The organism is Sphingomonas sp. (assembly GCF_019746015.1).
GTDB lineage: Bacteria > Pseudomonadota > Alphaproteobacteria > Sphingomonadales > Sphingomonadaceae > Sphingomonas.
The window spans coordinates 19,273-45,348 of record NZ_JAIESM010000001.1 but is presented as its reverse complement, the minus strand read 5'-3'; the positions used below and the strand labels follow the sequence as shown (position 1 = coordinate 45,348).

General features: G+C 69.2%; 23 protein-coding genes. 2 read left to right on the top strand and 21 right to left on the bottom strand.

Annotated features, from left to right (window positions below; translation table 11 throughout):
• The 21 genes from K2Y03_RS00215 to K2Y03_RS00115 form a co-directional block, all read right to left on the bottom strand.
• Window positions 1–1,032, bottom strand: a 1,032-nt coding sequence (locus K2Y03_RS00215; protein WP_367114736.1) for a tetratricopeptide repeat protein, incomplete at its 3' end; no start/stop codon positions are given.
• Between the two features lie 62 nt (window positions 1,033–1,094).
• Entirely contained in the window at window positions 1,095–2,630 is a 1,536-nt protein-coding gene (gene ftsZ, locus K2Y03_RS00210) for a cell division protein FtsZ (RefSeq protein ID WP_294087292.1), read from the bottom strand.
• A 110-nt stretch (window positions 2,631–2,740) separates the two neighbouring features.
• Window positions 2,741–4,000, bottom strand: a complete 1,260-nt coding sequence (gene ftsA / locus K2Y03_RS00205) for a cell division protein FtsA (protein WP_294087291.1) — start codon at window positions 3,998–4,000, stop codon at window positions 2,741–2,743.
• Window position 4,001: 1 nt separating this feature from the next.
• A complete protein-coding gene (locus K2Y03_RS00200) occupies window positions 4,002–4,913 on the bottom strand; it encodes a cell division protein FtsQ/DivIB (protein ID WP_294087289.1) in 912 nt (303 codons plus the stop codon).
• Complete coding sequence (locus K2Y03_RS00195; RefSeq protein ID WP_294087287.1) at window positions 4,910–5,863, bottom strand: D-alanine--D-alanine ligase; 954 nt, start codon at window positions 5,861–5,863, stop codon at window positions 4,910–4,912. Before K2Y03_RS00195 ends, K2Y03_RS00200 begins: the two co-directional genes overlap by 4 nt.
• Window positions 5,864–6,014: 151 nt before the next feature.
• Entirely contained in the window at window positions 6,015–6,914 is a 900-nt protein-coding gene (gene murB / locus K2Y03_RS00190; RefSeq protein ID WP_294087285.1) for a UDP-N-acetylmuramate dehydrogenase, read from the bottom strand.
• Window positions 6,911–8,314: a UDP-N-acetylmuramate--L-alanine ligase gene (murC, locus tag K2Y03_RS00185; protein ID WP_294087296.1), complete on the bottom strand. Its 1,404-nt coding sequence runs from the start codon at window positions 8,312–8,314 to the stop codon at window positions 6,911–6,913. Before murC ends, murB begins: the two co-directional genes overlap by 4 nt.
• 7 nt (window positions 8,315–8,321) lie before the next feature.
• Entirely contained in the window at window positions 8,322–9,482 is a 1,161-nt protein-coding gene (murG, locus tag K2Y03_RS00180) for an undecaprenyldiphospho-muramoylpentapeptide beta-N-acetylglucosaminyltransferase (protein WP_294087283.1), read from the bottom strand.
• Window positions 9,479–10,717, bottom strand: coding sequence for a putative peptidoglycan glycosyltransferase FtsW (locus K2Y03_RS00175; protein ID WP_294087281.1), 1,239 nt, complete (start codon window positions 10,715–10,717; stop codon window positions 9,479–9,481). Before K2Y03_RS00175 ends, murG begins: the two co-directional genes overlap by 4 nt.
• Window positions 10,714–12,099, bottom strand: coding sequence for a UDP-N-acetylmuramoyl-L-alanine--D-glutamate ligase (murD, locus tag K2Y03_RS00170; protein WP_294087279.1), 1,386 nt, complete (start codon window positions 12,097–12,099; stop codon window positions 10,714–10,716). Before murD ends, K2Y03_RS00175 begins: the two co-directional genes overlap by 4 nt.
• Complete coding sequence (gene mraY / locus K2Y03_RS00165; protein ID WP_294087277.1) at window positions 12,096–13,166, bottom strand: phospho-N-acetylmuramoyl-pentapeptide-transferase; 1,071 nt, start codon at window positions 13,164–13,166, stop codon at window positions 12,096–12,098. The genes murD and mraY overlap by 4 nt, the downstream gene beginning before the upstream one ends.
• Window positions 13,166–14,539: a UDP-N-acetylmuramoyl-tripeptide--D-alanyl-D-alanine ligase gene (gene murF, locus K2Y03_RS00160; RefSeq protein ID WP_294087276.1), complete on the bottom strand. Its 1,374-nt coding sequence runs from the start codon at window positions 14,537–14,539 to the stop codon at window positions 13,166–13,168. The genes mraY and murF overlap by 1 nt, the downstream gene beginning before the upstream one ends.
• Entirely contained in the window at window positions 14,539–15,954 is a 1,416-nt protein-coding gene (locus tag K2Y03_RS00155) for a UDP-N-acetylmuramoyl-L-alanyl-D-glutamate--2,6-diaminopimelate ligase (RefSeq protein ID WP_294087274.1), read from the bottom strand. The genes murF and K2Y03_RS00155 overlap by 1 nt, the downstream gene beginning before the upstream one ends.
• Window positions 15,951–17,642, bottom strand: coding sequence for a penicillin-binding protein 2 (locus K2Y03_RS00150; RefSeq protein WP_294087294.1), 1,692 nt, complete (start codon window positions 17,640–17,642; stop codon window positions 15,951–15,953). Before K2Y03_RS00150 ends, K2Y03_RS00155 begins: the two co-directional genes overlap by 4 nt.
• 38 nt (window positions 17,643–17,680) lie before the next feature.
• Window positions 17,681–18,265 (bottom strand): hypothetical protein, encoded by a 585-nt coding sequence (locus K2Y03_RS00145; protein ID WP_294087272.1) that lies wholly within the window; start codon window positions 18,263–18,265, stop codon window positions 17,681–17,683.
• The gene (gene rsmH / locus K2Y03_RS00140) at window positions 18,262–19,206 is read right to left on the bottom strand and encodes a 16S rRNA (cytosine(1402)-N(4))-methyltransferase RsmH (RefSeq protein WP_294087270.1); all 945 of its coding nucleotides are present in this window, start codon (window positions 19,204–19,206) and stop codon (window positions 18,262–18,264) included. The genes K2Y03_RS00145 and rsmH overlap by 4 nt, the downstream gene beginning before the upstream one ends.
• The gene (locus K2Y03_RS00135) at window positions 19,203–19,706 is read right to left on the bottom strand and encodes a division/cell wall cluster transcriptional repressor MraZ (protein ID WP_294087269.1); all 504 of its coding nucleotides are present in this window, start codon (window positions 19,704–19,706) and stop codon (window positions 19,203–19,205) included. Before K2Y03_RS00135 ends, rsmH begins: the two co-directional genes overlap by 4 nt.
• Before the next feature lie 336 nt (window positions 19,707–20,042).
• Entirely contained in the window at window positions 20,043–20,309 is a 267-nt protein-coding gene (locus K2Y03_RS00130; RefSeq protein ID WP_294087268.1) for a hypothetical protein, read from the bottom strand.
• Between the two features lie 83 nt (window positions 20,310–20,392).
• Window positions 20,393–21,385 (bottom strand): cysteine synthase A, encoded by a 993-nt coding sequence (locus K2Y03_RS00125; protein WP_294087266.1) that lies wholly within the window; start codon window positions 21,383–21,385, stop codon window positions 20,393–20,395.
• A gap of 65 nt (window positions 21,386–21,450) precedes the next feature.
• Entirely contained in the window at window positions 21,451–21,783 is a 333-nt protein-coding gene (locus tag K2Y03_RS00120) for a DUF962 domain-containing protein (RefSeq protein WP_294087264.1), read from the bottom strand.
• The gene (locus tag K2Y03_RS00115) at window positions 21,780–23,825 is read right to left on the bottom strand and encodes an amidohydrolase family protein (protein WP_294087263.1); all 2,046 of its coding nucleotides are present in this window, start codon (window positions 23,823–23,825) and stop codon (window positions 21,780–21,782) included. The genes K2Y03_RS00120 and K2Y03_RS00115 overlap by 4 nt, the downstream gene beginning before the upstream one ends.
• Window positions 23,826–23,942: 117 nt before the next feature.
• Between K2Y03_RS00115 and K2Y03_RS00110 the strand changes: the two genes are divergently transcribed.
• On the top strand, window positions 23,943–25,271 hold the full coding sequence (locus tag K2Y03_RS00110; protein WP_294087262.1) for a type VI secretion protein ImpB: 1,329 nt from the start codon (window positions 23,943–23,945) through the stop codon (window positions 25,269–25,271).
• A gap of 73 nt (window positions 25,272–25,344) precedes the next feature.
• The gene (locus K2Y03_RS00105; protein ID WP_294087261.1) at window positions 25,345–26,070 is read left to right on the top strand and encodes a ParA family protein; all 726 of its coding nucleotides are present in this window, start codon (window positions 25,345–25,347) and stop codon (window positions 26,068–26,070) included.
• Window positions 26,071–26,076: the final 6 nt, after the last annotated feature.

Sequence of the window (26,076 nt, the reverse complement as noted above, 5' to 3'; positions counted from 1 at the left end):
CGCGGGCGCGCTCTGCACGGGCTGAGCGGGTTGCGCCGCAGGAACCGCCGCCCCCGCCAGCACCGGCGGCGGCGGAATCGGTGGCGGCGGGGGCGGCGCCGGCGTGGCGGCAACGGCCACCTCCCGCCCGCGCCGCTTGCGATCCTTCTTCGCGTCGCGCGCCGGGGGTTCGGCCTTGGCAACGGCCACCGGCGGCGGCGCCGGCACCGCCTCTGGCGGCAGCGGGGTAAGCGGCGGGGCGAGCCGGGCATCGGCGACCCGCGCGGGATTGCCGGTCAGCTCGCCGAAATGCACCGCAAAGGCGCGGTCGACCGCGCCCAGCTGCGCCAGCCGCGCGAAAAATGGGGACAGTCCCCGCGCCAGCGCCGGCGGCAGCATCGACTGGGCAATCGCCTCCGCCCCCGCCACGTCGCCGGTCATCGCCAGCACGAAGGTGCGCACGCGCCACGCGCCGCGATCCTGCTTGCGCACCAGCGCGTCGATCTCCGCCAGTGCCGCCTCACGCCGCCCCGAAATCGCCAGCGACAGCGCATAGCGGCGATGCGCCTCATCAGTGTCGCGCGCCTTCAGCACCGCGCGATAGTCGCGCTGCGCCCGCTCCTGCTCGCCGATCAGGTCATAGGCCAGCGCCCGGTCGAGCAGGAAGCGCGCCGGGTCATAGCCCAGCGCCTCGGCCTGCTGGAACAGCAGCAGCGCCTCGCCCGGGCGGCGCATCTGGATGAGCAGCGCCGCGCGCCCCGCCACCAGCCGGCCCGAGCGTGGATCAACCCGTTCGGCGCGCGCGAAAAACCCGGCCGCCGCCGCCGGATCGCCCAGCTTCAGCGCCAGTTCGCCGGCGTTGAGCAGGGCGACCATGTCGTTGGGGCTGGTCGCCAGCACACGCATTTCGGCGGCCAGCGCGTCAGCATCGGGCGCCGGCGGCGCCACCACTTCGCCCGGGACCGGGGTGACCGCACCCTGTTGCGCAGCGGCCCCCGCCGGGGCGAGCAAAGCCGCCAGCGCCATTGTGCCGGAAAGCGAAACGAACCGCATCTTCCCCGCGCTACCGGCTTTCGCGGCGGATTGAAACCACCGCGCGGCCGGTTTTGTCGCCGTTACTGGTTGTTCTGGCGATTGAGGAAGCGGGGGATTTCCGGCGGCGGATTGCCATCGTCATCGTCGCTCTTGCCACGCGTGATCGACGACATCCGCTCGAACAGCGTGCCGCCCAGCTTGGTGCGGACCAGCGGCTCCTCGGGCGGGGCAGGCTCGGCACTGCCCCCCGCGGCCAGCCAGCGCCGGCGGATCGAGGGCTCGGGCTCGCTGGTACCGAACACCGGCTCGATCGGCACGGCTTCCTCGCTGCCCAGCACCAGCTCGTCCTGCGCGGGCGGCTGCTGGCCGAGATGCGCGGGCGGCGGCGGCAGGTCGTCCTCGCCGAACACCTGCGGCGCGGCCTCCGGCTCAGGCTCGGGCTCATAGGCTGCCGGTACCGGGGGCGCTGCATCATCGGCGGTGGTGGTGAAGCTGTGGCTGTTGTCCAGTTCCAGCGGCTCGGGTTCGGGTGCCGGTGCCGGTGCGGCAAAGGCGGGCTCCGGCGCCGGATCGGCCAGGCGTGGCGGCGCGGTGAACGAGAAGCCGTGCGACGCGGTCGACCGGGCCGGAGTGGCCGTGGCGGACTGGGCCTGCGCTTCAATGCCGGTGGCGACCACGGAGACGCGGATCTTGCCCTCCAGATGCGGGTTGAAGGCCGAACCCCAGATGATGTTCGCATCCGGATCAACCAGTTCGCGGATATGGTTCGCCGCTTCGTCCAGTTCGAGCAGGCGCAGATCCTCGCCACCGGTGATCGAGATGATCACGCCCTTGGCGCCCTTCATGCTGACGCCGTCGAGCAGCGGGTTGTTGATCGCCTGCTGCGCGGCCACGATGGCGCGGTCGTCGCCCGCTGCCTCGCCGGTGCCCATCATCGCCTTGCCCATTTCCTGCATCACAGAGCGGATGTCGGCAAAGTCCAGGTTCACGAGGCCCGGCATCACCATCAGGTCGGTAATGCCGCGCACGCCCTGCTGCAGCACTTCGTCCGCCATTTCGAACGCCTGCTTGAAGGTGGTGTTGGCGTTCGCGATCAGGAACAGATTCTGGTTCGGAATGACGATCAGCGTATCGACGAACTTCTGCAGTTCCTCGATCCCCGCCTCGGCCGCCTTGGCGCGGCGATTGCCCTCGAACGAGAAGGGCTTGGTGACGACGCCCACGGTCAGGATGCCCAGGTCACGCGCGGCCTTGGCAATCACCGGTGCCGCGCCCGTGCCGGTGCCGCCGCCCATGCCGGCCGCGATGAAGCACATATGCGCGCCTTCCAGCAGCGCGGAGATGGACTCGATGGTTTCTTCCGCCGCCGCGCGGCCGATTTCGGGGCGCGATCCGGCGCCCAGCCCCTGCGTCACCTTGGTGCCCAGCTGGATGCGCTGCGGCGCGGCGGACTGTTTCAGCGCCTGCGCGTCGGTATTGGCAACCAGGAAGTCCACCCCCTGCACGCCGGCGCGCATCATGTTGGCGATCGCATTGCCGCCGGCGCCGCCGACGCCGACCACCACGATGCGCGGGGTCAGTTCGTCCACTTCGGTGGGAAGAAATTCGATACTCATCGCCCTTGTCTCCACGCTTGCCCCCCAACAACGCCCCGGGGCATTAACTGTTGTTCTGCACAAAGTTGTTGAGCGACTCTAGCCAAAATCGTCGTCGCTGTCGCATTTCCTTAATAATTCGTCCGCATCGCGCGGATCAGCCGCGCCATCATGCCGCCGCGCGCGCGCGTCACCGTCTGCTCGGCGCGCGCCATCCAGCGCAGATCAACCGGATTGGTCGCCGCATGGTGGGCAAGGCCGGCCAGCGTCGCAAAGGCAGGCCCCGAATGCGCCTCGGGCAGCGCGGTCAGCCCGCGCGGGCGGCCGATCCGCACCGAACGGCCCAGCGCCGCCTGCGCATAATCGGCAATGCCTTTCAGCTCGGCGCCGCCCCCGGTCAGCACCACCTGGCGGCCGACCGGCCCGTCAAAGCCCAGCTCCTTCAGCGCCCGGCCCACCTCGCCCATCAGATGGTCGAGCCGCTGGCGGATCACCGCGATCAGCTGTGCCTTGGTGATGCGGGTCGCCTCGCCGCCATCTTCCTCGGCGGCGATCGGCGTCACCTCGATCATGTCGTGATTGTCGCGCGGGCTGGTATTGGCCGAGCCATAGAAGCACTTCATCCGTTCCGCCTGCGCGCGGCGGGTGCCGAAGGCGCTGGCGATGTCGTCGGTAATGTCGGCCGCGCCCATCGCGATCGAGGTGAGCCCGACCAGCATGCCGCCGGCAAACAGCGACACATTGGTGACGCCCGCACCCATTTCGACCAGCGCGACGCCCAGTTCGCGCTCCTCGTCGGACAGGCACGCCATGCCGGTGGCGAGCGGCGTGGCGATGATCGACTTCACCTCCAGATGTGCCGAGCGGACGCACAAATCCAGGTTGCGCAGCGGCGATCCTTCCGCCGCGATCACATGGATGTGCACCCCCAGCCGGTCGGCATGCAGGCCAAGCGGGTTCTTGACGCCCGTCACATGATCAAGCGTGTAGAGCGCGGGCTGGGCGTGGAGCACCATGCGCCCGGCCGGATCGATCGAATCCCGCCCGGCCTGGAGCAGATCGTCGATATCGCCCTGCTCCACCCGGTGGCCGCCCAGATCGACCTCGACCGAGGCAACGTCGGACACCAGCCCCAGCGCGGAAAAGCCGACCCACACATTCTCGATGTTCATGCCGGCAATGCGTTCGGCCTGTTCCACCGCCTCGCGCACGGCGGTTTCGGTGGCGGCGATATCGGCGATATGGCCGCGCTTCACCCCCCGGCTTTCGCGCTGGCCGGTGCCCAGCACGATCAGCTCGCCGCCATCGGCGCGCTGCGCGATCATCGCGGAGACTTTCGACGATCCGATGTCGAGCGCGGTAATCAGCCCTTCGGGTGCCACCTTGGCCATGTCAGCCCTCCTCCCCTGCTGCCGGCGTGATGATTGCGGATGTGTCGGTAATCGGGCGCACGGCCTCGCCCTTGCGCACCACCAGCTTGGCGGGGTCGCGCATGTCGAACTTGGCCCAGCCGCGCCCCAGCAGCGTCTGCTTGCCGTCGATCTCTGCAAATTTCACCAGCGCGCGCGCCGGGTTCTCCTCGGGCAGCGCCAAAATCTCGCCGCTGGCAAACATCAGGTCCCAGCGCCGGTTGCCCACCCAGGTCGCGGCCTTCACCTCGTCCTTCAGCGCGGGCACCACGCTCAGCAGCTGCTGATAATCGCGCGCCTGCCGGTTGGCGCCGGGGCCGATCAGCAGCGGCAGGTTGGGCGCCTTTTCGGGCGCCACTGCTTCCAGCGGGGTGCCGCCGGCGTCGATCAGCATCAGCCTGCCATCCTGCTGCCAGAGTGCCGCTTCCTTGCGCTCCACCAAAGTGACGACCAGCTTGTCGGGCAGGCGCCGCGCCACCTGCGCGTCGGCGATCCAGCCATATTTCAGCAGCCGCGCGCGCACCGCGCCCAGATTGACGAGCGGCATCGCGCGCGATTCCTGGTCGAGCACGGCAGCATAGACGGTGTTGGCGTCCATCCGCTCGGCGCCCTTCACCTCGATCGCGCGGACGCGGAATCCGAAATCGCCGGCCGCTTCGGCCAGCGCCAGCCCGGCCGCCTGCGGCACGCCCAGGATCGACGCAATCGCCAGCAGCACCGCCAGCACCGCGCCAGTTAGGGCAAGCGTGATCAGCCGGCGCACAAACTGGGGCGAGACGGGGAGCTTCTGCGCCACCCGCTCGACCATCGTCTGGCGCCGGATCGCGGGCACGCGCCGCGAAGTACCGGCGGCGGCGCGCTGTGGCGTGGTGCCCCGGCGCAGCGTCTTGCTCATGCCGCCAGCTCCGCATGGGCTGCGTCGGCCGTCATCGCTTCGTCGACGATGCGCTGGCACAGCTGGGCATAGCCGATGCCCCGGTGGCGCGCCTGTTCGGGCACCAGGCTCAGGGGCGTCATCCCCGGCTGGGTGTTGATTTCCAGCAGGAACAGCCCGTCCACCCCCTGGCTGTCATCCCAGCGGAAATCGGCGCGGGTGGCACCGCGACAGCCCAGAATCCGGTGCGCGTCGAGCGCGATCCGCTCGCATGCCGCTGCCACCTCATCGGGAATGGGCGCGGGATAGAGATGGTCGGTCATCCCGTCGGTATATTTGGCGTCGTAATCGTAAAAGCCGGATTTGGGCCGCAATTCGGTGACGCCCAGCGCCTGATGGCCAAGCACGGCGGCGGTCAGCTCGCGCCCGCGGATAAAGGGTTCGGCCAGCAGCTCGTCAAACTGGTTCCACGGGCCGGCCGTGTCGCGGCCGATGGGGTGGCCGTAATTGCCGCCCTCGGTCACGATGGCGACCCCGACCGAGGAGCCTTCGTTGATCGGCTTCACCACATAGGGGCGCGGCAGCGGATCGGCGCGGAACAGCTCTTCGGACCGCACCACCCGCCCGCCGGGCATGGGGATGCCGTGCGGCACCAGCATCGCCTTGGTCAGCTGCTTGTCGATGGCGATGACCGAGGCGACCCGCCCCGAATGGGTGTAGCGCAGCCCCATCAGGTCGAGCATGCCCTGGATCGTGCCGTCTTCGCCGGGCGAACCATGGAGCGCGTTGAACACCAGATCGGGCCTGGCCTCCGCCAGCCGCTGGGCAACGTCACGGCCCATGTCGATGCGGGTCACGCGGTGGCCAAGGCTCTCCAGCGCCTCCGCGACGCCCTTGCCGGACGCCAGCGACACCTCACGCTCCGCCGACCAGCCGCCCATCAGCACGACGATGTGGAGGGCGGCGGTCACAAATCCTCCCCGTTCACGGGGAGGGGGACCGTCGACGCGAAGCGGCGATGGTGGAGGGGGTAGGCGCCGAGCGCGCCGCTGGTGGCAGCCCCCCTCCGTCGCGCTTCGCGCGCCACCTCCCCGTGAACGGGGAGGATTGGTTCGTTGCCGCTCACTTCACTTCCCCCACGCGCTTGATTTCCCATTCCAGCTCGATGCCCGTTGCCGCCTTCACCCGGGCGCGCACCTCCTCGCCCAGCGCCTCGATATCGACGCTAGTCGCGCTGCCCAGGTTGATCAGGAAGTTGCAATGCTTGGGCGAGACCTGCGCGTCGCCGCGTTGCAGGCCCCGGCAGCCGGCCGCGTCGATCAGCGCCCAGGCCTTTTCGCCCGGCGGGTTCTTGAAAGTGGAGCCGCCCGTCTTGCTGCGCAGCGGCTGTGATGCCTCGCGCGCGGCGGCAATGCGGTCCATCTCGGCGCCGATCACGGCCGGGTCGCCCGGCACCCCTTCGAACAGTGCGGAGACGACGACGGCCCCCTCGGGCAGCGCGGAATGGCGATAGCGATAGTCGAGCGCCGCGCGCGACAGGGTGCGGCGCGTGCCATCCTTCAGCACCACGTCACATTCGACAAGAATATCAGAGACTTCGCGGCCATAGGCGCCGCCGTTCATGCGCACGAAGCCGCCCACCGTGCCCGGAATGCCGCGCAGGAATTCCAGCCCGGCAATGCCCAGATCGCGCGCCCGCGACGCGAGTAGAATGCCCGATGCACCGCCGCCGGCGCGGATTTGAGTATCCACGACATGCTCTACGTGCGCGAAGGCCTTGCCCAGCCGCACCACCACGCCCGCCACGCCGCCATCGCGCACGATCAGGTTGGAGCCAAGGCCGAGCGCCATCACCGGCGTCTCCGCCGGCAGGCTGGCGAGGAAGGCCTGCAGATCGTCCACATCGGCCGGCTCGAACAGCCATTCGGCCGCGCCGCCCGATTTGAACCAGACGAGCGGTGCCAGCGGCGCGGCCGCCGTTAGCGCGCCACGCACCACCGGCAGGGCGAGCGCGGCGCTCATGCCGCCGCCTCGATCGCGGCAGCAAGCCCCGCGGCCCATTTGGTGATGTCGCCCGCGCCCAGGCACACCACCTGATCGCCCGGCTGGACGATGCCGGCCAGCGCCTGTGCCAGGCTCGCCGCGTCCGCCACCGTCTGCGCCGAGCGGTGGCCCCGGTTCTTGATCCCCGTCACCAGCGCATCGGCCGACACGCCCTCGACCGGCGCTTCGCCAGCGGCAAAGACCGGCGTCACGAAGACCATGTCGGCATCGTTGAACGCCTGCTGAAATTCGTCCATCAGCCCGCCGAGGCGCGAATAGCGGTGCGGCTGCATCACCGCGATCACCCGGCCCTGCGCCCCTTCGCGCGCCGCCGCCAGCACCGCGCGGATTTCCACCGGATGATGGCCATAATCGTCGATGATCGCCGCGCCCTTCACCTCGCCCACCTTGGTGAAGCGACGCTTCACCCCGCCGAACTTGGCAAAGCCCTGCTGGATGGTTTCGTCGGGAATGCCCAGCTCCAGCGCCACGCCGATTGCGGCCAGCGCGTTCTGCACATTGTGCCGGCCGGGCATGGGCAGCTCGATCCCCTCGATCGAGCGGGTGGTGCCGTCGCGCTGGCGCACGATCGCCTCGAACCGGTTGCCGCCGGCAATCGGCGTCACGTTCACGCCGCGCACATCGGCCTGGGTGGAAAAGCCATAGGTCACCACGCGCCGGTCGCGCACGCGCGGCAAAATGCCCTGCACCTCGGGATGATCGAGGCACAGAAGCGCCGCGCCGTAAAAGGGCACATTCTCGATGAACTGGACGAACGCGTCCTTCACCCGGTCGAACGAGCCATAATGGTCCAGATGCTCGGGGTCGATATTGGTCACCACCGCAATCGTGCCGTCCAGACGCAGGAAGCTGCCGTCGCTTTCGTCGGCCTCCACCACCATCCAGTCGCTGGCGCCCAGCCGCGCGTTCGAGCCGTAGCTGTTGATGATGCCGCCGTTGATGACGGTCGGGTCCACCCCGCCCGCATCGAGCAGCGCGGCGACCATCGAGGTGGTGGTGGTCTTGCCGTGCGTGCCGGCCACCGCGACCGTGGATTTCAGCCGCATCAGTTCCGCCAGCATCTCGGCGCGGCGCACCACGGGGATGCGGCGCTCATAGGCGGCCTCCACCTCCGGATTGTCACGGCGGATGGCGGTGGAGGTGACGATGACCGCCGCCTCGCCCAGATTTTCCGCCTTCTGGCCGATGAACACCTCGATCCCCTTGGCGCGCAGCCCGGCGACGACATAGCTTTCGGCCACGTCCGACCCCTGCACGCGATAGCCAAGATTGTGCATCACCTCGGCAATGCCCGACATGCCGATGCCGCCGATGCCGACGAAATGGATCGTGCCGATGTCGGTCGCGACGCCGCGCATCACCCGCTTATGCATAGGCGGCCTGCGGCTTTGGCCGGGCGGCGCGCGGGGCGCCCACCGGATTGGGGCGCAGCGGCCCGTCCAGACTTTCGACCAGATCGGCCAGGTCGCCCGTCGCCTCCGGCCGGCCGATCGACCAGGCACGGTGCGCCGCGTTCTGCAGCGCCTGCGGGTCCAGCCCCAGCTTCTGCATCTGCTTGGCCAGTTCCACCGGGTTGAAATGCCGCTGGGCAATGGTGCGCGCACCGCCCGCGTCGGTCATTTCGCGGGCATTGGCGGTCTGGTGATCGTCGGTCGCGCTGGGCAGCGGCACCAGGATCGCCGGGCGCCCGGCACAGGTCAGCTCGGCGAGCGTCGAGGCGCCGGCGCGCGCGATCACCAGATGCGCCCAGCCCAGCTGCTCGGGCAGGTCAGGCAGATAGGTGGCCAGTTCCGCCGGGATCGAATGCTCGGCATATTTGGCGCGCACCGCCTCGATATCTTCGGCGCGCGCCTGATGCGTCACCTGCAGGCGGCGGCGCAGACTGACCGGCAACAGGGCAAGCCCGTCGGGCACCACCTGGCTGAGCACGCTTGCGCCCTGGCTGCCACCCGTCACCAGCACGCGGAAGATCGAATCCTCCTCGATCAGCGGATAGGGCCGCTCGCGCAGCATCCGCACCGACTCGCGCACCGGATTGCCGACCAGCCGGGTCTTGCCCCAATGGCCCGGCGCCAGCCGCGCGACATCGGGGTAGGAGGTGGCAATCGCGCTCACCCGCCCCGCCACCAGCCGGTTGACGCGGCCGAGCACCGCATTCTGCTCATGGATCGCGGTCGGGATGCGGCAGGCAAAGGCCGCCATCAGCGCGGGGAAAGCGGGATAGCCGCCAAAACCGATCACCGCCGCCGGCCGGTGCGCCTTGAACAGCTTGATCGCCATCGCCCGGCCCTTCAGCATCGCGCGGCCCGCGCGCAGCCAGCCGACCGGCCCGCCCGCCAGCCGCCCGGCCGGCATGATGTGCGTTTCTATCCCTTCGAACAGGCCGGGAAAGCGCACGCCGCGCGCGTCGCTGACCAGGGCCACCGAATGGCCCCGGCGGATCAGCTCGGCGGCAAGTGCTGCGGCCGGCACCATGTGCCCGCCCGTGCCGCCGGCGGCGAGAACGAAATGACGCGGTTCACTCATTGGCTGTTCCATCGCACGATATAGGGAGAGCGTACCAGGAACGGATTGCGCCGGGTAAACGCCAGCAGCAAGCCCATTCCGCCCGAAAGCGCCAGCATCGACGAGCCGCCATAGGAAATAAATGGCAATGTCATGCCTTTCGACGGGGCCAGCCCGGTGTTGACCGCCATGCTGATCAACGCCTGCACGCCGAACTGGGTTGCAAGCCCGGCCGCGGCCAGCAGGCGGAAGGAATCGGTTTCGTCCAGCAGCTTCACGAACACCCGCACGACCAGGGTGACGAAGATCAGCGCGATCACCCCGCAGGCGATCAGCCCGAACTCCTCCCCCACGACCGAGAAGATATAGTCGGTATGCGCCTCCGGCAGGCCGAACTTCATCGTGCCGCCGCCGGGGCCGGTGCCGAACCAGCCGCCACCAGTAATGGTGGCGTGCGCGGCGTCGGTCTGGAAGGTGTCGATCGGCTCGCGATCCTCACTCACGCAGTGCGGCAGCTTGGCAATGCCGCAGATGAAGGCGTCGATGCGCACCCGCGCCGTCTGATAGAAGATATAGGCCGCCGCCAGCCCCACCGGCGCCGCCGCGCCCAGAAAGGCCAGCAGCCGGAACGACATGCCCGACACCATCACCAGCGCCAGCCAGATCGACACGAACACCACCGTCTGCCCGAAATCGGGCTGGCGCATCAGCAGGAAGCCGACCAGCGCCAGCAGCGCCATGCTGATCGGCACCACCGGCAGGCCGGGGTCCTTGTCCTTCAGGCTCAGCAGCCAGGCAATCGCGACGACGAAACAGGGCTTCAGGAATTCGGACGGCTGGAACTGGGCAATCCCCACCCCCAGCCAGCGCCGCGCGCCGTTCACCGTCACCCCCAGATAGGGCACCAGCACCAGGCACGCGAAGAAGAAGGCGGCACCCAGCAGCGCCAGCCGCCGCGCGGTATCGACCGGCAGCATGGAAACGATGATCATCGCCGGCACGCCCACCGCCACCCACATCAGCTGGCGCCAGAAATAATAAAGCGGGGCGTAATGCACCTTCTCGCTCGAATAGCGCACGGCCGAGGCGGGCGAGGCCGCTGCCACCGCCAGCAGCCCGATCGCGATCAGCAGCAGCGCCAGCAGCAGCAGCACCCGGTCGATATCGAAAAACCACATGCCCAGCGCCGAGCGGTCGCCGCGCCCGCCGCGCGGCCGCACCCGCGCCCACAGCCCGCTGCGCGCGCGCCCGTTCATGGCAGCGCCTCCACCAGCGCGCGGAACTGGTCGCCGCGATCCTCGAAATCGCGGAACTGGTCGAACGAGGCGCAGGCCGGCGACAGCAGCACCGTGTCGCCCTCGCCCGCGCGCGCCGCCGCTGCCGCCACCGCCGCCGCCAGCGTGCCCGACTGCTCGACCGACACCACATCCGTCAGCAGCGCGGCAAAGCGCGCCGCCGCCTCGCCAATCGCATAAGCGCGGACAACATGGCCAAAGCCCGGCGCGCACGCATCCAGCGTGTCGGTCTTTGCCTGCCCGCCGACAATCCAGTGGATACGACCAAAGGCGGCAAGCGCCGGCGCGGTGCTTTCCGGGTTGGTCGCCTTGCTGTCGTTCACGAAGCGCACGCCGCGCTTCACCGCCACCGTTTCCATCCGGTGCGGCAAGCCGGTGAAGCTTTCCAGCGCCCGGTCGATGGCAGCGGCGGGCACGCCCAGCGCCTCTGCCGCGCGGATCGCGGCGAGCGCGTTCACGGCATTGTGCGGGCCCTGCAGCGCAGGCCAGCGCGACTGATCCATGCAGAAGCCCGGCGCGATCTTGATCAGCCCCTCGCCCCGCGCGCTCAGCGACCGGGCAATCGCCGCACTCGCCGCGTCGCCGATGGCGATGATCGCGGTGCCGGTGCCGCGCTGCATCGTGAACAGCCGCGCCTTGGCAGCGGCATAGCCAGCAAAGCCGTCATAACGGTCCAGATGGTCGGGCGTGATGTTCAGCAGCACCGCCACCTCGCACTCGAGCGAGGTGGTCAGGTCGATCTGATAGCTGGACAGTTCGAGCACATAGACGCCGCCCGCCGGCAGCGGATCGCGCGACAGCACCGGCAGGCCGATATTGCCGCCCATCAGCGTCGGCACCCCGGCGGTGGCCAGGATGTGGTGGAGCAGTGCGGTCGTCGTCGATTTGCCATTGGTGCCGGTGATCGCGGCGACGCGGTGCGGCGGCAGCTCGGCACGCGCCTGTGCGAACAGCTCGACATCGCCGATGATCGGCACGCCCGCCGCGCGAGCCTTGGCCGCTAGCGGGTGCCGGTTGATCGGCACGCCGGGCGAGACGACCAGCGCGTCGAACCCGGCAAGGTCCAGCGTGTCGAGATCGGCGAGCGTCAAAAGCCCCTCCCCTTCAGGGGAGGGGTTGGGGTGGGGCCTATCCAGAGGTTGTTCGCCGGCAGCCGCGCCCCACCCCCTGCCCCTCCCCTGAAGGGGAGGGGTTTGAAGCAGGGCCGCACGCCGCCCCTCGTCGCTGTCCCACGCCACCACCTGCGCGCCGCTTGCCAGCAGCGCCTGCACCGTCGCCGCGCCCGAGCGCGCGAGCCCCAGCACCGCATAGCGTTTGCCGCGCCAGGCGGTGCAGCTGATCATCGCAGCTTCAGCGTGGACAGCCCCGCCAGCGCGAGCACCAGCGCGACGATCCAGAAGCGGATCACCACGGTCGACTCGGCCCAGCCAAGCTGCTCGAAATGATGATGGATGGGCGCCATGCGGAAAATGCGCCGCCCGGTGCGCTTGTAGAAGAACACCTGGATGATGACCGACAGCGCCTCCACCACGAACAGCCCGCCGATGATGCCCAGCACGATTTCATGGTGCGCAACCACCGAAATCGCGCCCAGCGCGCCGCCCAGCGCCAGGCTGCCGGTATCGCCCATGAACACCGCCGCCGGCGGCGCATTGAACCACAGGAACGCCAGCCCCGCCCCCACCATCGCGCCGCAGAAAATCGCCAGGTCGCCCGCGCGCGGCACATGCGGAATGCCCAGATACGCCGCGAACTTCGCATTGCCGCACAGATAGACGATCAGCATGAAGGCGACGGCGGCAATGATCACCGGCATCGTCGCCAGCCCGTCCAGCCCGTCGGTCAGGTTCACCGCATTGCCGAACGCGACAATCGTGAAGGCGGCGAACAGGATGTAGAAATAGCCCAGGTCAATCGACACGTCGCTCAGGAACGGCAGATAGAGATGGGTGCCGTTATGCTGGGTGATGATCCAGCTGGCGACGCCCGCGATCAGGAATTCGCCGGCCAGCCGCATCCGGCCGGAAATGCCCGCCGTCTTCTGCTTGCGGACCTTGTCATAATCATCAAGGAAACCGATCAGGCCGAAGCCCAGCGTGACGAACAGGCACGCCCAGACGAACGGATTGGTCAGGTCCATCCACAACAGGATCGACACGCTGAGCGCGGTCAGGATCATCAGCCCGCCCATGGTCGGCGTGCCGCGCTTGGCGAGGTGGCTTTGCGGGCCGTCGGTGCGGATCGGCTGGCCCTTGCCCTGGCGCACGCGCAGCCAGCCGATGAAGCGCGGGCCGATGACCAGGCCGATCAGCAGCGCGGTCGCCACCGCCCCGCCCGAGCGGAAGCTGAGATAGCGCACCAGGTTGAGGACGCCGGGGAAGCCGAGCTGCTGGGCAATCAGGTAAAGCATTATGCGGTTCCGCCTTTGAGCGCCGCGACCACTGCCGCCAGCCCCACGCCGTTAGATCCCTTGATGAGCACCGCGTCGCCATCGGACAGCATCGAGGAAAGCTGGGCGCGGGCGGCGGCGGCATCGGCCACATGGACGAAATCGAGCCGTCCCTCAAGCGCCTTTGCCAGCGCCGCCATGCCGCCGCCCACCAGCACCGCGCCCGCCACCCCCGCCGCCAGCACCGGCTCGGCCAGCCCGGCATGATATGCGTCGCTCTCGCGCCCCAGTTCGCGCATTTCGCCCAGCACCGCCAGCCGGCGCGTGGCGGGCTCGGCGGCGAGCACGGCGAGCGTCGCCCGCATCGAGCTGGGGTTGGCGTTATAGCTTTCGTCGATCACCAGCGCCTGGCCACCATCCGCCAGCGGCACGGAAAAGCGCGCGCCGCGCCCGGCAAGGCCATCCAGATCGGCAAGCGCGAGGCCCGCGGCGGCAACATCGCCGCCCACCGCTTCCACCGCCGCCAGCACCGCCAGCGCGTTCGACACCCAGTGGCGCCCCGGCTGGTTGATGGTGAAGCCCAGCTCGCACGTCATCAGCCGCGCGGTGACGAAGGTGCCGCCGCCGGCGCTCCTCATCGTCTCCAGCGCGCAGACATCGGCGCCGGGGTTCAGGCCAAAGCTGATCACCTGGCCGGCATGGGGCCGCGCCGCCGCCGCCAGCCGCGCGCCATGCGGGCTGTCAAACGGCACGATAGCAGTGCCGCCGGGTTCCAGCCCCTGAAAAATCTCCGCCTTGGCATCGGCAATCGCGGCTTCGCCCGAGAAGAATTCGGTATGCGCCGGCGCAATCGCGGTGATGATGGCGACATGCGGGCGCACCAGCCGGGTGAGCGCGGCCAGCTCGCCCGCATGGTTCATGCCCATTTCGAACACGCCATAGCGGCTGCAGGCATCCATCCGCGCCAGGCTGAGCGGCACGCCGGTATGGTTGTTGTAGCTCTTTACCGAACGGTGGACCCGCCCGGGCACCCCCCGGTCGAGCGCGGCGAACAGCGCTTCCTTGGTTCCGGTCTTGCCGACCGATCCGGTGACGCCGATCACCTTGCCGTGCATTCGCCGGCGCGCGGCGATGGCAAGCGCGTTGAGCGCGGCCATGGTATCGCCGACCAGCACATGCGGCTGTTCAATCGGCTGCGACACGATGGCGCCCGCCGCGCCACGCTCGAACACCTGCGGCAGGAAGCGGTGGCCGTCGGTCTCCGCCCCTTTCAGCGCGACGAACAGATGCCCCGGCGCCACCTCACGCGAGTCGAAGGTGACACCGGTCGCGGCAAAGCCGGCCGAGGCGGTGCCGCCAGTGGCGGCGGCGATTTCGGTTGCGGTCCACAGCATCAGGCCGCCACCTCGCGCGCAACGGCAACATCGTCGAACGGCAGGACGAGATCGCCGATGATCTGCCCCTGCTCATGCCCCTTGCCGGCAATCAGCACGATGTCCTTGGCGCCGGCCATCGCCACCGCCTCGGCAATCGCCTCGCGCCGGCCGGCAATCTCGATCGCGCCGGGCGCGCCCGCCATCACGGCGGCGCGGATCAGCGCGGGGTCTTCGCTGCGGGGATTGTCGTCAGTCACGATCACGACATCGGCATGGGCGGCGGCCACCGCGCCCATCGGCGCGCGCTTGCCGGCGTCGCGGTCGCCGCCCGCGCCGATCAGCACGATCAGCCGCCCGGCGACATGCGGCTTCAGCGCGGCAATCGCCGCCTCGATCGCGTCGGGCGTATGCGCATAATCGACATAGACCGGCGCGCCCGCCCGGTTGATCACCGCGCGTTCCAGCCGGCCGCGCACCCCCTGCAGCCGCGCCAGATGCGCCATCGTCTGCGCCGCGTCGCCGCCGGTTGCGATCACCAGCGCCGCCGCGGTCAGCGCATTGGCCGCCTGATAGGCACCGATCAGCGGCAGCGTGACCTTGTGCGCCTTGCCGCCATGCTCCACCACCAGCCCCTGCCCCAGCAGCGTGGGGCTGCGCGAGACCAGCCGGATCGCCTCACCGGCGGTGCCCACCGTCATCACCTTCAGCCCGCGCGCCCAGGCCACCTCGGCCGCGCGCGCCGACCAGTCGTCATCGGCCCAGATCACGGCGGTGCCCGCCCCGTCCACCACATCGGCGAACAGGCGCATCTTGGCGGCGAAATAATCGTCCATGTCGCGGTGATAATCGAGGTGATCGCGGCTGAGATTGGTGAAGGCGGCGGCCGCCACCCGCACCCCTTCGGTGCGATATTGCGACAGGCCGTGGCTCGACGCCTCGAACGCCAGATGCGTCACCCCCTCGCGCGCCAGCCCCGCGACGTTCGACAGGAAGGTGACGATGTCGGGCGTGGTCAGCCCCGTCGACACGCGATCATCCGCCGTCGTCACCCCCAAAGTGCCGATCGAGGCGGCATGGTGCCCGGCCATCCGCCACAGCTGGCGTGTCATTTCGACGGTGGAGGTCTTGCCGTTGGTGCCGGTCACGGCAACCGCTGTCGGCGGGAAAGGCGCGAAGAATTTCGCCGCCAGTCGGGCAAAGGCGGCGCGCGGGTTGGCGTCGGCGATGTGTACCGCGCCCGCAACCTGCGCCTCCGGCCGGGCGACCACCGCCACCGCGCCGCTGGCAATGGCCTGCGCGATGAAATCCTCGCCATTCGCGCTCAGCCCCTGAAAGGCGCCGAAAACGGTGCCCGGCGCAACCTTGCGATGATCGATCGCGAACCCGGTGACCAGTGCCTGTTCCAGGCCCCCCGTCAGCGCGCCCAGCCTCATTCGTCCGCATCCCCGGGCGCGGACCAGAGCAGCGGCATCAGCTCGGCGACATCGACGTCGCGGTTGCGGTCCGGCGTCACGCCCAGCATGCTGCCGGTGCGCATGATCACCCGGCTGACCACGGGCGCGGCGGTCCAGCCTGCGGTGGTCTGGCCGGCGGAAGCGGCGGAGGCGATAGGAGAATCGATCATCACCACCACCACATAGCGCGGCGCGTCCATCGGGAAAGCCGCCGCGAAGGTGGAAACGTTGCGATTTTTTGCATAGCCGGCCTTGGTGGCCACCTCGGCCGTGCCGGTCTTGCCGCCGACGCGGTAACCGGGCGCCTCCGCCTTCTTGCCGGTGCCCTTCAGCACCACCAGCCGCAGCAGCTGGCGCATCCGCGCGCTGGTCGCCGGGCTGATCACCCGGCGCCCGGCGGGCACCTGGCCGGGGGCGAGCCGCAGCAGCGTTGCCGGCCGCCAGATGCCGCCATTCACCAGCGCGGCATAGGCGCTGGCCAGCTGCAGCGGGGTGATCGCGATGCCATGGCCGTAGGCGGTCGTCATCGTCGCGACGCGGCCCCAGCTGACCGGCCAGATCGGGCGGCCGCGCTCCTTCAGCGTGATGTCAGGCCGCGTGTCGAAGCCCAGCTTGCGGAACATCGCCTGCATCCGCTCCGCGCCCAGTTCATCGGCAATGCGCGCGGTGGCGATGTTGGAGGAATGCACCAGCGTTTCGGGGATGTTGAGATAGCGGCGCTGGGGGTGGTCGTCCTTGATCTTGAACCCGCCGATCGCCAGCGGCTCGGTCGCGTCGAAGCGCCGCGCCATCGAGCCGACCACGCCCGAATCGATCGCCGCTGCCATCGTGATCGGCTTGAAGGTGGAGCCCAGCTCATAGACCGACTGCACCACATTGTTGCGCAGCATCAGCGCGGCCGGATCGAACGGGTCCTTGGGGTTGGCAATGGCGGGCGGGCGGTTGGGGTCGAAATTGGGGAGCGACGCCATCGCCACCACTTCGCCGGTGGCCACGTCCAGCACCAGCCCGGCCGCGCCCTTGGCCTGAAAGCTGGTCATCGCATTGCCCAGCTCCGCCTCGACCGCGGCCTGCACGCGCGCGTCGAGCGAGAGCATCGCCGGCCGGGCGCGGGCGATGGGGTTGGTCAGCTGGTCGTCCAGCGCGCGTTCGACGCCGCTCACGCCGTGGCCAGACGCATCGATCGGCCCCAGCGCGTGCGCGGCGAGCACCGTCTGCGGATAAAGCCGTTCCGGCACCCGGGCAAAGCGGATGCCGGGCTCGCCCAGCGCGTTCACCGCATTCACCGTCTCCGGCAGCGCGCGCTGCGCCAGATAATTGTAGCGCGGCCCGCTGGTCAGCTGGCGATAATACCAGGCGCGGTCATGCTCCGGCATGATCTGGGCCAGCTTGCCGGCCAGGTCGGCGGGATCATTGGCCAGTTCGTGCCGCGCGACCTGAATCGCCCAGATGTCGATGGTGCGGGCAAGCGGCGCGCCGTTGCGATCGACAATGTCACCGCGCAGCGGCACCAGCGCCAGCGCGTCGCGCCCTTCCGGCCCCTGCGCCATCAGCCCCAGCCAGATCAGCCGCGACAGCACCAGCGCCACACCCGCCGCAATGACCAGCATCAGCATCACCAGCCGCTCTGGCGCGACCTGCAAGATGTCGGCCCGCGCCGGCGTCAACCGGCGCGAGGATGCCTGGATCCGGGCGACCAGAACGCTCAATGCCGGCCCCGGCGGGGCGCATCGAGGAAGTCGGCAAAGGCGGGGTCGGACAGCAGCTGCCGGTCGATCATCGCCAGGTTGCGCGGGGCAGAAGAGGCGCGGGGCGACACGGCGGCCACGCTCGCCATTGCCAGCACCGGCCGGGCGGGCGCTTCGGCAGTCTCGGCGCGGCGGATGCGCGGGGCGGGCGCCACCTGCGCCAGCGCCACCGGCGCCGGGGCGGCGGCCGGGGTGGCGGTGACGGCAGCCGGCGCGGTGATCAGCTGCGTATCGACACCGCCCAGCGTTGCTGGGTCGAGCGCGGCCAGCACCTGCTCATCGGGCACGAACTGTTCGGCGCGCGGCGCATCGAGCATGATGTCCTCGGCGTTCCAGCGCTCCAGCTGGGCCAGGTTGGCGCGGGTGCCGAATTCGGTTTCCAGCTGGCGGATGGCGCCCATCGCCCGGGCGATGGCGCGGTCGGTATCGGCCACCTGCTTGCGCACCGCCGCCACCTGCAGCGACACCATGTAACAGCCAAGCGCCACAATCACACAGGTGACCAGCCACCCCAGTCCACGCAACCGATATGCCGCCGTCATTGCCATGCTCCCCGTTGCCAGGCGGTCGCCGCCGTGCGGCGGGCCACCCTGAGTGTGGCCGAGCGCGCCCGCGGATTGCGGGCGACCTCGGCGTCGCCAGGCCGCTGCCCGCGGCCCAAAGTTTCAAAGGTCGGCGCCGGCCCCGGCGCCGCTTCCGGCAGATGCCGCGATCCGCCCGGCCGGGCGCCCGAACGGCTGCGCAGAAACTGCTTCACCAGCCGGTCTTCCAGGCTGTGAAAGCTCACCACTGCCAGCCGCCCGCCCGGCTTCAGCACCCGCTCGGCCGCGATCAGCCCGTCGCGCAGCTCGTCCAGCTCGCGGTTCAGGTGGATGCGGATCGCCTGGAAGGTGCGGGTGGCGGGGTCCTTCTTCTCGTGCGGCTTGTGGCCCAGCGCGCGGCGGACGACCTCGGCCAGCTCCACCGTGCGGGTCAGCGGGCGCGCGGCGACAATCGCCCGCGCCACGCGCCGCGCGCGCGGCTCCTCGCCCAGATGATAGAGGACATCGGCAATCTCGGCCTCGTCGGCCTCGTTCAGCCACTCGGCCGCCGTCATCCCGGCCTGCGCCATGCGCATGTCGAGCGGGCCGTCGGCCTGGAACGAAAAGCCGCGCGCCGCCTGGTCGAGCTGCATGGACGACACGCCGATGTCCATCACCACGCCATCAACGGGCGCCAGCGAGCGCGCGGCCAGTTCACCCTCCAGCCCGGAAAATGCGGCGTGGATCAGCGTCAGCCGACCGCCCTGCGCCGCCACCAGCGCCGCCCCGCCCTCGATCGCGGCCGGATCGCGGTCGAACGCGATCACCTCGGCGCCCGCCGCCAGCATCGCGCGGGTATAGCCGCCGGCGCCGAAGGTCGCGTCGACATGCCGTTCGGCCGGCGCAATGGCGAGAGCAGCGATCACTTCGTCGAGCAGCACGGGAACGTGCGGCGCGCTCACAGCACTTCCCCGCGCTCTTCCATGAAATAACGCACGGCATCCTTCATCACGCCGGCGGCGGTGTCGCACGCGACCAGCGTGGCCGGGTCCCAGATTTCGAAATGGTCGCCCATGCCATAGAAGAAGGCGTATTTGCCGATCTTCACGCGCTTGCGCGGAAAGCCCGGCATGATGAACCGGCCCGACGCATCGAACGCCAGCGCCTCTGCCGCCATGCCGCTGCGCAGGATTTGGGCGCGCGGCGCGCCGTCTGCCCCGGCATGGGCGCGGGCGCGCTCGGCAAGGTCGGTATGCAGCCGCTCGGCAAAGCCGGCGTCATAGCCGATCAGGCAGGGATCGCTTTCGTGCATGCCGATGACGACGGTCGAAGCATCCTTGGGATCGATGCCGGCGGGGTTACGCGCAACCAGCGTCGCCCGGAGCGACGAGGGGATCGCAACGCGACCCTTGTCGTCAACCAGCTGCAAAGCATAGCCCTGGTAGATGCCTTTGATCGACACGCCCCTGGTCCCCTCCAGAGGCAAGGCTCCGCCAACGCCGAAAACGGTCTGCCAACCGCCCTCAGCACTGTTCAAACGCGAACAAGGAGCCCGCCCCTGTTAACCATAGGCATATCAAGGGACCTGTGGGGTGACAACGGGATTTTCGGGGAATTTGCGGTAAAGCGAGTAGATATAAGGGATACTACGGATGGCCAGACCAGCGGCATCCTCGAAATTTCCCCATATGATCATTTAATGTTCCATACAGAAAGGTTAACGCGCGGGCGCAGATCGGGGAAAATACGGGTCAGACGGGATTCGGCCCGGTTGGCGGACCGCATCGCTGGCGGCGGATCAGCGGCGCGGGCCGCTGGCCGGCGCGCTGCTGTTCATCGTGCTGGCGCTGGGCGCCACGCCCAGTTCGGCGAGCGGTTCCTTGTTGGTGGGCACCATCATCTGGCTGTTGGCGCTGTCGGCGGCGCGGGCGGCTATTTCCGCCTTGGGTGCGGGAGTCGTCGCCACCGGCCGCTCGCGGCTGGCCGAGCTGAAGATCGCGCTCGCCAGGCCGATCAGCAGCAGGACGAAGGCGAGCCCGGTCAACGCCACGCGGATACGCTGCATCGATTGCGATGGCTCATTTACGTTAGGTACATCTCGCACAAGGGCATGGTAGCAGCTTCACGCGCGGCTGTCGAACCCGGCGCCTAGCCCCCGCGCAGCTGGGTGGGCACGGGCAGCCCCTTCGCGGTCAGCCAGGCCGGGTTGTACAGCGTCGAGAGGTAGCGCAGGCCGCTGTCGCACAGGATGGTCACCACCCGACTGCCCGGCCCCAGCCGGCGAGCGAGCGCCACCGCACCCGCCACATTGATGCCGGAGGACAGCCCCAGGCACAGCCCCTCCTCATTCAGCAGCCGGTCGACCCAGTACATCCCTTCGGCATCGGCGATGCGGAACTGCGCGTCGATCGGCGCGCCTTCCAGATTGGCGGTGATCCGCCCCTGCCCGATCCCTTCGGCGACCGAGGAGCCTTCGCCGCGCAGCTCGCCATGCGCGTAGTAATTATAGAGCGCGGCGCCATGCGGATCGCTGAGCGCGACCTGCACCCGCTCGTCGCGTTCCTTCAGCCCCAGCCCGACCCCGGCCAGCGTGCCGCCGGTGCCCACGGCACAGGTAAAGCCGTCCAGCCGCCCCTCCATCTGATCCCAGATTTCGCCCGCCGTGTGGTTGATATGGGCACGGCGGTTGGCGACATTGTCAAACTGGTTCGCCCAGATGGCGTTGGGCGTTTCCTCCGCCAGCCGGCGCGACTGGTGCACGAAATGGCAGGGCGAGGAATAGGGCGCCGCCGGCACCAGCACCAGCTCCGCCCCCAGCGCGCGCAGCGTGTCCATCTTCTCGCGGCTCTGCGTCTCGGGCATCACGATGATGGTGCGATAGCCCTTGGCATTGGCCACCAGGGCGAGACCGATGCCGGTGTTGCCCGCGGTCCCCTCCACAATCGTGCCGCCGGTGCGGATCAGCCCGCGCTCCTCGGCATCCTCGACGATGGAGAGCGCCGCGCGGTCCTTCACCGATCCGCCGGGATTGACGAATTCGCACTTGCCGAAGATTTCGCCGCCGCTGTCGGCGCTGGGGCCGCGCAGGCGGATGAGCGGGGTGTTGCCGATCAGCGACAGGATGTTGGGAGCGGTTGCCATCGCCCCGAAATAGCCCGATCGCGCGGCCGAGCAAGCGAGCTAATCTGCAGGGGCGCCAATCCGCGCTATGGCGCCACCCCGGCCCGCGCCAGATGCGGCCCCAGCCGCCCGCTGATCCACAGGAAGAACATGCGGTAATCGCTGATGAGCGACCAGAGCGGATAGGTGAAGGTGGCCGGCCGGTTGCGCTCCACCGCGAAATGCGCGGGCCAGGCAAAGCCATAACCGGCCAGCGGCACCGCCAGCCACCACCAGCCGCCCGCCATGAGGGCAAGGGCGGCGAAGACGAAGGTCAGCGTCGTGCCGGCGTAATGCAGCGCGCGGGTTTCGGCGCGGGCATGTTCGCGCAGATAATGCGGCCAGAACGCGGCATAGCTGGTGATGGCGCGCGCGGTCATTTGGGCCGCCCGGCAAAGCCCGCCGCCTTGCGCAGCTCGTCAGCATTCATCAGCGCGCCGTCGGACATCACCCACAGCGTGCGCCGCATCGCGCCGATATCCTTTTCGGCATCACCGTCCACCAGCACCAGATCGGCCTCTTTGCCCATGGTGACGGAGCCGGTCGCCTTGTCCGCGCCGACCAGCCGGGCGGGCACCAGCGTCGCGCTCTGCAACGCCTGCGCGGTGGTGAAGCCGGCCTTCACATAGAGTTCCAGCTCGCGCACGATTTCCAGCCCGCTGCCATCGGTGCCGGCGACAATCGGCACGCCGGCATCGTGCAGCGCCTTCACCAGCGCCAGCAGCTTGGCATAGCTGGCCCGCCAGTCGGCGCGGGTTACGCCCTCTGGCGGCTGGAACCCGCCGGCGCGAAAGCCCCGCTCCACCGCCGGCGGCAGCGTGCCGAGATAGGGGGCATAGGCCGGCGACAGATCGCCATTTTCGGGCACATACAGCCCCTCGAACACCGAAATGGTGGGGTCGACGACAATCTTCTTCGCCGCCATCAGCTTGATCAGCGACTTCATCGGCTCCGCGTTCAGATCGACATCCTTGGCATATTTGCCGGGGCCGAAGAAACGCTGGATGCCATTGTCGACATTCACCACTTCATCGGGCAGCGCCTGCATCATCACGAAGTTGATATGGGTGATCTCGTCATAGCCGCCGGCAATCACGTCGGTGGGGCGCAGCGTGGCGGGGATATGGCCATGCACGTGCAGCCCCAGCCGGTGCGCTTCCTTGACCGCGGGCCACAGCCATTCGGGCTTCATCGAGGTGTAGAATTTGACCGCGCTGAAGCCATTGTCCTTGGCCCGCCGCACCGCCGCCACCGCCTCTTCCGCCGAGCTCACGCTGATGCCGCCCTGCGCCTGGAGCGGCCCCTTGCCGTCGATCAGCACCGATGAATAGACGGTGGGGAACAGCAGCTTGCCGGCGGCGATCTGCTGGTTGCGCAGCACCGTCGGCTGAATGTCCGCGCCCGGATTGCGCGCGCTGGTCTCCCCTTGCGACAGCAATTGCAGGCCCTGCAGGTCGCTGCCGACATGCATGTGCGCGTCCCAGATTCCGGGCGACAGCGTCTTGCCGCGCCCGTTGATGACGCGCGCGCCCGCGGGCACCTTCACCGTGGCGGCCGGCCCGACGGCCACGATCCTGCCCTTGTTTGCAACCACTGTCTGATCGGCCACGAAGCGCGCCTTCACCGCGTCGAACAGCTTCACATGGGTGAAGGCGACTGGCACCGGCGACACCTTGCCGAAGCGCGCCTTGTAGCCCGGGTTGCGCGCGGCGAGCGCGTCGATCTGGGCCTTCTGGATCTTCAGCATGTCGCCAGTATAGCCTTCCGGCAGCAGCGCGATGCCGCTGACAAAGCCGAAGAAGCTGCAATCGGCGTTCATCACCACCGGCAGCGGCTCGTTGCTGATCCCCTCGATCGTCCACACGGTGACGGTCTTGGCGGTGGCACCGCTGCCCACCGCCACATCGACCAGCTTTTCCAGCCGGGCAGTGCCGCCGGGCAGCAACGCCATCTGGCGCCCGGGCGCGGCGAACAGCTTCTCGGCGAAATAGGCATTGCCGGCAAACGGGCCGCCAAAGCTCGCATATTGCGCCTTGCCGTCATAGGGCGCGCTGCCCTTGTCGATGGGCGATTGCCAGCGCGCGGTGCCGCCGGTGACGGTGAAGCTTTCCGCCGCGTCGCCATTGGGGGTGAAGCCGCGAATGACGATGCTGTCCGGCTGGCCGTTCGCGGCCATGTGGATCACCTCATCCTGCTCGAACACCTGGCCGCGCAGGTTCATGCTTTCGCGCACGGCAAAGCTGCCATCGGCCAGCCGCCAGACCGCGGCGCTGCCATGTTCGCCGGCGGCGGAGACGATCTTGAACTTCTGCGCGCCGTCGGGCGGAGAAAGCAGCTGCTCCTTGGGCACCTGTGCCGCCACCGCTCCCGCCGCCAGCGCCGCCCAGCCCACAATGCCCAGAATCCCTGCCTTGCCGGTCATCGACTCGCCCTTTCCGACTGTGTCTTGCCCGGGCAATACTCTGCCTCTTTTTCCAACCCCGCAAGCTGTCTGCGAAGGGACTTTCGCTTTCCCACGTATCTGCGATACGTTCTACTTATGTTCGACAACGCTGCCGAGTCGTATCCCGCTGCGGCCGGTGCGGAAATGCCGGCCGGCCCGCTGCCGCCGCGCCCGCTGCGCTGGCTGTTTCTCGACCTGAACAGCTATTTTGCCAGCGTCGAGCAGCAGGTTCAGCCCGAATTGCGCGGCCGGCCGGTGCTGGTCGCCCCCGTCGACAGCGACACCACCGTCGCCATCGCCGCCTCGGTGGAGGCCAAGCGCTTCGGCATTTCCACCGGCACGCCGGTGTGGGAAGCGCGCCGCCGCTGCCCGGAGATCGTCGTCACGCTGGCGCGGCACGACCGCTATGTGGAGTTTCACGAAGCGATCGTGGCGGAGGTCTGGCGCCACATTCCGGTGACCCACATCTGCTCGATCGACGAAGTGGCGTGCCGGTTGCTCGACAATGAAAACAGCGTCGCCACCGCCACCGCCCTTGCCCGGCGGATCAAGGCCGGCATCCGCGCCCATGTCGGTGAGTGCCTGACCAGCTCGGTCGGCATCGCGCCCAACCGGCTGCTGGCCAAGCTCGCCAGCGACATGATGAAGCCCGACGGCCTGGTCGTGCTGACCGGCGACCAGCTGCCCCACGCGCTGTTCCACCTGCCGCTGACCGACATTGCCGGGGTCGGCCCGCGCATGGGGCGGCGGCTGGCGCGCGCCGGCGTGAACGACATCCGCCAGCTCTGCGCGCTCTCCCCGCGCGCCGCTGGTGCTGCCTGGGGCGGCACGCATGGCGACCGGCTGTGGTATCAGCTCCACGGCTTCGACCTGCCCGACATTGCCAGCCAGACGCGCACCATCGGCCACAGCCAGATCCTGTCGCCGTCGCGGCGCGGCTTTGCCGGCGCGCGGCTCACCGCACGGCGGCTGGCGGTCAAGGCGGCCAGCCGGCTGCGGCGCAAGGGCTATAGTACCGGGCTGGTGACGCTGGGCGCCCGGTTCGAGCAGGACAAGGCACGCTGGGCGGCCGAGGTGAAGCTGGCGGCGACGCAGGACAATTTCGTCATCCTCGCCGCGCTCGAACCCCTGCTCGACGCATTGCACGCAGATGGCGCCCGGCGCCCCGGCGGCTGCATGCTGCGCCAGATCGGCATCACCCTGTCCGACCTGCGCCCGCTGGACGGCGCCCAGCCCGGCCTGTTCGACGCCCCCGCCGGCACGCAGGCGCGCGGCCTGGCGCTCAGCCGCGCGATGGACCGGATCAACGCCCGCTTCGGCCGCAACGCGGTGTCGGTCGGCCCGCTCCATGGCGAGCGGCTCGACGCGGTGGGCGCCAAGATCGCCTTCGGGCGGATTCCCGAGCTTAGCGAGTTTCACGAATAAGCGCCCCAGCCCTTGCGCGCCCGCGCCATTGCCGCCACGATGAGCCGCCAACCACGAAGGAGGCAGCACCCCGTTGGCAACGATCGCGATCTACAGCCTGAAGGGCGGCGTCGGCAAAACCACGCTGGCGGTGAACCTTGCCTGGTGCGCCGCAACGCTTTCCGCCCGCCGCACCCTGCTGTGGGACCTCGACCCGCAGGCGGCCAGCACCTTCCTGCTCGGCGAGCGCAAGACAAAGGAGCCGGCACAGGCGGTGTTCACCAAGGATGCCGACCCCGCCAAGCTGATCCGCAAGACGGCGGTGGCGCAGCTCGACCTGCTGGGCGCGGACAGTTCTCTGCGCGGGCTCGACATCCTGTTCCACGAGCTCGACAAGAAAAAGCTGCTGACCAAATTGCTCGCCCAGGCCGGCAAGAATTACGACCGGGTGCTGCTCGACTGCCCGCCCGGCATCACCGAGACGAGCGACCAGGTGATGCGCGCCGCCGACCTGATCGTGGTGCCGGTGATCCCCTCACCGCTCTCGGCGCGCGCCTTTGCCGAGGTTGAGGAGCGGCTGGGCAAGCGCGCCGCGCTGCTCCCCGTTCACGCCATGGTCGACAAGCGGCGCAAGCTTCATGCCGAGGCGCTGGCCCGGCACCCGGACTGGCCGGTGATCCCGATGGCAAGCCTGATCGAGCAGATGGCGGCCAAGCGCGCGCCGATCGGCCAGTTCGCGCCAAGGTCGGCGGCGGCGCAGGCCTTTGCCGCCTTGTGGGTGGCAATCGAAAAGAGGCTGGCGACAAGCAAGGGGGCGTAACGGGGG